The 5,980-nt window shown below is 35.0% G+C and carries 6 protein-coding genes; 4 read left to right on the forward strand and 2 right to left on the reverse strand.

Annotated elements, in window-relative coordinates:
• From AA81_RS02125 to AA81_RS02135, 3 genes are all read left to right on the forward strand, one after another.
• A partial coding sequence (locus AA81_RS02125; protein WP_103898045.1) for an ABC transporter substrate-binding protein occupies positions 1-1,206 on the forward strand: 1,206 nt, incomplete at its 5' end.
• Between the two features lie 53 nt (positions 1,207-1,259).
• A complete protein-coding gene (locus AA81_RS02130; protein ID WP_103065959.1) occupies positions 1,260-2,144 on the forward strand; it encodes a carbohydrate ABC transporter permease in 885 nt (294 codons plus the stop codon).
• The gene (locus tag AA81_RS02135; protein WP_012208156.1) at positions 2,137-2,961 is read left to right on the forward strand and encodes a carbohydrate ABC transporter permease; all 825 of its coding nucleotides are present in this window, start codon (positions 2,137-2,139) and stop codon (positions 2,959-2,961) included. The genes AA81_RS02130 and AA81_RS02135 overlap by 8 nt, the downstream gene beginning before the upstream one ends.
• A gap of 135 nt (positions 2,962-3,096) precedes the next feature.
• Here the strand turns inward: AA81_RS02135 and AA81_RS02140 are convergent, their stop codons facing one another.
• Both AA81_RS02140 and AA81_RS02145 read right to left on the reverse strand, forming a co-directional pair.
• Positions 3,097-3,480 carry a RidA family protein gene (locus AA81_RS02140; protein WP_103898046.1) on the reverse strand — a complete coding sequence of 128 codons (384 nt, stop codon included), beginning with the start codon at positions 3,478-3,480 and terminating at the stop codon, positions 3,097-3,099.
• A gap of 62 nt (positions 3,481-3,542) precedes the next feature.
• On the reverse strand, positions 3,543-4,928 hold the full coding sequence (locus AA81_RS02145) for a tryptophanase (RefSeq protein ID WP_103898047.1): 1,386 nt from the start codon (positions 4,926-4,928) through the stop codon (positions 3,543-3,545).
• Positions 4,929-5,203: 275 nt separating this feature from the next.
• Between AA81_RS02145 and AA81_RS02150 the strand changes: the two genes are divergently transcribed.
• Positions 5,204-5,980, forward strand: a 777-nt coding sequence (locus AA81_RS02150) for an RluA family pseudouridine synthase (RefSeq protein WP_103898048.1), incomplete at its 3' end; no start/stop codon positions are given.

Raw genomic sequence — 5,980 nt, forward strand, 5'->3', positions numbered from 1 at the left:
GAAGTAGGTATACACACTGAAGCGTGGAAAACAGTTATGGATGATTTTCAAAAAGAAACAGGGATAAAGGCAACTATTCAGCAATTCCCTTATGCAAATTATTTTGATCAGCTGATGTTAACCTTTACCTCTGGAAGAGTCGATTTTGATGTACCTTATGTTTCAATGCTTTGGTATCCTGCTTTAGCAACTGCTGGATATATATACCCCATAAACAAGATAGAAGGATACGAAGAGTTAAATTTAGAAGATATTTCCGGTATAGAAAACGCCTGGCAAAATGGAAATCTGTATTTCATTCCGTATATGAATGAGTTGGGAGGTGTAGTTTACAGGACTGATTTGTTCAACGATCCTAAGGAGAAAGCGGCTTTTAAAGAAAAATACGGGTATGAACTAACTCCACCACAAACGTTGGAACAATATAAAGATATAGCAGAATTTTTCTATAGACCTCCAGAATTATACGGTGTAACTCTCATGGGTCAAAGAAGTATATTCCTTGCCACTCATTTCATGCAAAGATTATGGGCAAGAGGTGGAAGTCTTTTAAATGATGAAATGAAACCTGTTTTTAATTCCAAAGAAGGTATTGAAGCTTTGGAAGAAGTGGGTGAAATGTTTAAATACGCAAATCCTGCTGCAAAAACCTATGTATTCCAGGATGCTTTGACAGAATTCACACAAGGAAGAAGTGCTATGGCTGAACTATGGACAACAGCTATGCTTTACACAGAAGATCCAAAAACTTCAAAAGTTGTTGGTAAATCATCCTTTGTTGGATTCCCAAGACCAGAAGAATTGAAAGATGAAAAATTACCAATGTTGTATATTTCATGGGGTTTTACTATCTCCTCTGCAAGTAAGAATAAAGAAGAAGCCTTAGAATGGATAAAGTTTGTGACTGAAACGCAAAATGAAGTAAATGCTGCTCCTTACGGTAACATCCCAGCGCGTTTTTCGTCTATAAACGATCCAGAGTTGAGAGAAAAATTTCCATGGTTGGAGGGCTTTTCAAAAGCAATGGAAAACTCTATCCCAACTCCTATGGTCCCGCTCATTCCGGAAGGAAATTCCATAGTAAATAATTATATAGCTCCTGCGGTATCTGAATATCTAAGCGGGTCAAAAACGGCCGAAGAAGCTTTGAATGAAGCTGCAGATGGTGTTTTCCAACTATTGAAAGATCATGGTTATTATTATTGAATCCAATAAAGCCCCGTTTTAACGGGGCTTTACTCTAAAGGAGGTTTTGTTGATTGCAGCCTAAGAACAAATTAAATAATGTTGGATATGTTTTACCCACACTTATTTTCATAATATCAATTTTTTTGATTCCTATTGTATATACTGTAGTCATTTCTTTCTTTAATTGGAATCTGTTAAGACCTGATTTAGGAATAAGTTTTGTAGGATTACAAAATTATACAAGAGCTTTTAGAGACTCTTTTACCTGGGAAACAATGGGAAGAACTTTCTACTTTGTTATAGTTTCAGTTCTTTTGGAACTAATATTTGGTTTTATAATAGCTCTTTCGCTAAATACAGAATTTAAAGGTTGGAAAGTTGTTCAATCGATAATTTTAATTCCTTTCATGATTGCTCCAGTTGTAGTCGGATTCGTGTGGAAATTTATTTTAAATCCTGATTACGGTCCTTTACCACAACTTTTAATGAACATAGGATTTGGTTCAATAGCAGAAAATCCATTGTTAGCAAATCCAAACTCTGCCATGTTCATGGTCATATTAGCGGATGTTTGGGAATATACCCCTTTTGTTACTTTAGTTTTATTGGCTGGTTTAAAAGCTTTGCCACAAGAACCATATGAAGCCGCATATGTGGATGGAGCTTCAGCTATTCAAAGATTTTTTTATATAACTCTACCTTTACTACGACCCTCAATCATGGTTGCTATTGTAATTAGGACGTTAACGTCTTTAAGAGTATTTGACACCATTTTTATCATGACGGGTGGTGGACCAGGTTCTGCTACAGAAACACTTTCTTTTTATGGTTATAGAACTGCATTTCAATCATACCAAATGGGATATTCGTCAGCGATTAATCTGATCTCATTTTTCTTAGCGATTGTTTTTACTTTAATCTATATGAAAATATTAGGGTGGGATAATAATGAGTAAAAGTAAAATTATAAAAGTATTGTCATTGACAATAGTAGTTATAGCGTTAATTTGGACGCTTTATCCCCTTATGTGGATTCTTTTTTCATCCTTTAAAACACCTATTGATCAGTTCACAATTCCACCAAAATGGATCCCAGAAAATTTCACTTTAAGAAATTATAAGATTTTTTTTAGCAACACGGAATTCGTAAGAGCCTTCTTCAATAGTATTATAGTTACCGCCTCCTCCACTATTTTAGCTCTAATTCTTGGTATACCAGCAGCTTATGGATTGGCTCGTTTTAAATGGAAACATGCAAGTCTATTGTCATTTATTATACTGTTAGCACGTATGACTCCACCGATTGTTATGGTGTTACCTTTTTTCTTAATTTCTCGCATTCTAAATCTATCAGGAACATACATCCCTATTATCATTGCTAGTTCTTTTTTCAGCGTACCTTTTGCGGTGTGGATGATGCAAGGCTTTTTTTCTGAAATTCCTGAATCACTAGAGGAAGCTGCTATGATAGATGGGTGTACAAGATTTGAATCGTTGAGAAAAATAGTTCTTCCTTTAGTATTACCAGGAATTTCGGCAACTTCGATATTATGTGCACTCGTATCATGGAATGAATTTTTATTCGCCTTAATTTTAACTGGTCAGGAGACCCGAACACTGCCAGTACTTGTGAATATGTTTGTAAGTGAAAAGAATGTTGATTGGGGGGTAATGAGCGCTGCTGCGTTGATCACTGTTATACCCATGATAATCTTCGGACTACTCGTTCAAAACAATTTGGTTAGAGGGTTAACTGCAGGAAGTGGAAAATAGGTGTTTTTATCCCCCCTCAGATCCCCTTTCTTATGTTCAGTTCACTAAAAACTCATCTTTTAACCATCAAAGTAAGGAATTTGCCTACTGGATAGGGGAGCTTTTTAAAGATACTTTTGGTTGCTGCGATATTTGCTATTCAGCGGAGGCAATTGCCTCAATCTCAATTTTGACATCTTTGGGCAGTCGAGCGACTTCCACAGCACTACGGGCGGGATAAGGTTCAGTAAAGAATTCCTGATAAACTTCGTTTATTGCTGCCATTTCATTCATGTCCTGGATAAAAAGGGTGCATTTAACTATTTTATCCATACTTAAACCCGCTTCTTCCAGGACTTTTTTAATGTTTGTTAAAGACTGCCTGGTTTGATCTTTAATATCACCACTTACTAGTTCGCCTTCAGCCGTAAAAGGAATTTGACCACTTGTTATAAGCAGATTTCCGATTTTAATAGCCTGAGAATAGGGGCCAATTGCAGAAGGAGCATTTTTTGTCTTGATCGCTATTTTTTTACTCATTTTTTATCAACCTCCTGATGTTGTAAAATTGCTCTCTTTAGAATCTCTTCAATCATGCCACTTTATTCTACTGGTTTTAACCTGCCAGTGAAATGTCTAAGGATTTCTGGTTCATATGTGAATTCTAATCCTTTGAGTGAGTTAGATATATTTTTTACAGCTAATAATCCTTCAGCAACATAATCAAGGTGAGTGTAAGTGTAGACTCTTCTTGGGATAGCCAATCTTAAAAATTCAAAAGGAGATTCAAGTTGTTCACCGGTCTGAGGATCACGCCCCATCATTAATGATCCAACTTCTACACCACGAACTCCAGACTCTAAATAAAGTGCGTTTGCCAATGCTTGAGCTGGAAACTGGTAATAAGGTATATGAGGAAGCATTTTTTTAGCATCCACAAAAACAGCATGTCCTCCAGTTGGATATTGAATTGGTACTCCACCCTCTTTTAACCTATCTCCCAAGTATTTTACTTGTTTTATTCTATAATCCAAATAATCAAATTGAATTCCTTCTTTTAAACCTCTTGCCATCACTTCCATATCTCGACCGGCTAAACCACCATATGTAGGAAATCCTTCTAAAGGGACAAGAGCTGCTTTTACTTGATTAAACAGGGCTTCATCTTCTTTAATCCCAATTAATCCACCTATATTTACTATGGCGTCTTTTTTTGCACTCATGGTGAACCCATCGGCATAACTGAACATCTCTTTCACTATTTCTTCTATGGATTTTTCAAAATATTCTTTTTCTCTTTGCTTTATAAAATAAGCATTTTCAGCGTAACGAGCTGCATCTAGAAATACACGAATCCCATATTTATTGGCTATTTCACTAACTTGCCTTATATTTTGCATAGAAACAGGTTGTCCACCCGAACTATTACAAGTTATAGTTATTATGATAAAAGCAATATTATTACTTCCTTTATCTAATATAAAGGATTCCAATTTTTCCAAGTCAAAATTTCCTTTAAAGGGATGATAGGTATCTGTATCAAGAGCCTCTTCTATAACTAAGTCAACAGGTTTACCTTTAGCTAATTCGACGTGTGCCTTAGTTGTATCAAAATGCATGTTACTCAAAACGTATTGACCAGGTTCTTTGATTAAAAGAGGGAATAAAACCTGTTCTGCACCCCTCCCTTGATGAGTTGGAACAAAATAGTTATGTCCAAAGATTTCTCTACTTGTTTCCCATAAATGGTAGAAACTTTTACTTCCTGCGTAAGATTCATCTCCCAACATCAATCCTGACCATTGATTATCGCTCATTGCGCCAGTACCGCTGTCGGTCAACAAATCAATGTAGACTTCTTCTGATTTCAAGGCAAATAAATTATAACCACCCCTCTTTAAAGCTTCTTCCCTTTCTTTTCTTGAAATTTTTTTGATAGGTTCCACCATCTTAATTTTAAAAGGTTCTGGGTTTGCTTTTATCTCCATTTTTTTCCTCCTATTCAGTATTTGAAGCTTTTTTTATTAATTTTCTAAAAAACAACAGAATTTTTCACCGCTTTTTAGAATTTGATTCATTGTGACACCATTTTTAATTATGCCGAGTCAGTTCAACAAAGTCAAGTTATATTAAAATTTTTTAAGTAATACAAAAAGACTAGAAAAAACAAAAAGATGATATAATTAAGAAAGCAAATGAATTTTGCTAAAAATTTTCTCTTTTTTTCAGCAAGGAGGTTAATCTAAGGGAGGCTCGTTTAAGGTTGGAAAAAGAAACAACAGTCAACGAAAAAAATTATTATTCTAGGTTAGACACGTTTATAAGAAAAAATTATCCCGAAATAAAGTTGGGAGCTATTTACAGTTTGATAAGAAAAGGTTTTGTTAAAGTCAATGAAAAGAGGGTTAAGAAGAACAATTATATTTTAGAAATAGGAGATAACGTTAAAATTATTCTGGCTGAAAATAAATTAGAAGAAATATCCAGACCTGCTCAACCTTCTTTAAAAGCAAGACCAGTCTCTTTTGATATTATCTATGAAGATAAAAACCTTCTAGTGATAAACAAACCCGCCAAAGTATCTGTACACCCTGGTTCTAAAGAAGAAATGGCAACGATAATCGAGGGAGTGATGCACTACTCACGAGGTGAATTTGAGCCTCACTTGGTACATCGTTTAGACAAATTAACGTCTGGGGTAATGGTTGTGGCGAAAAATAAACAAACAGCTCGTGAGTTAACACAGTTAATCAAAAGTAGGGAAACAAAAAAATATTACTTAACCTTATTAGTAGGAAATTTAAATAAAAAAAGTGGCGAATTAGTTTCTACAGTTTATGGCAAAACAGCCCAGTTAAAATATCAGCTTAAGAAAAAATTCGATTTATTTGGGGATATATATTCTTTGGTAGAGATTGAATTATACACAGGCAGAAAACATCAAATAAGAGTTCAATTCGCTGATTTAGGTTTTCCCATTGCTGGGGATGATAATCACGGAGATAAAAAGAGAAACAAGCTCTTAAGAAAGAATTATGGT

The organism is Petrotoga halophila DSM 16923 (assembly GCF_002924615.1).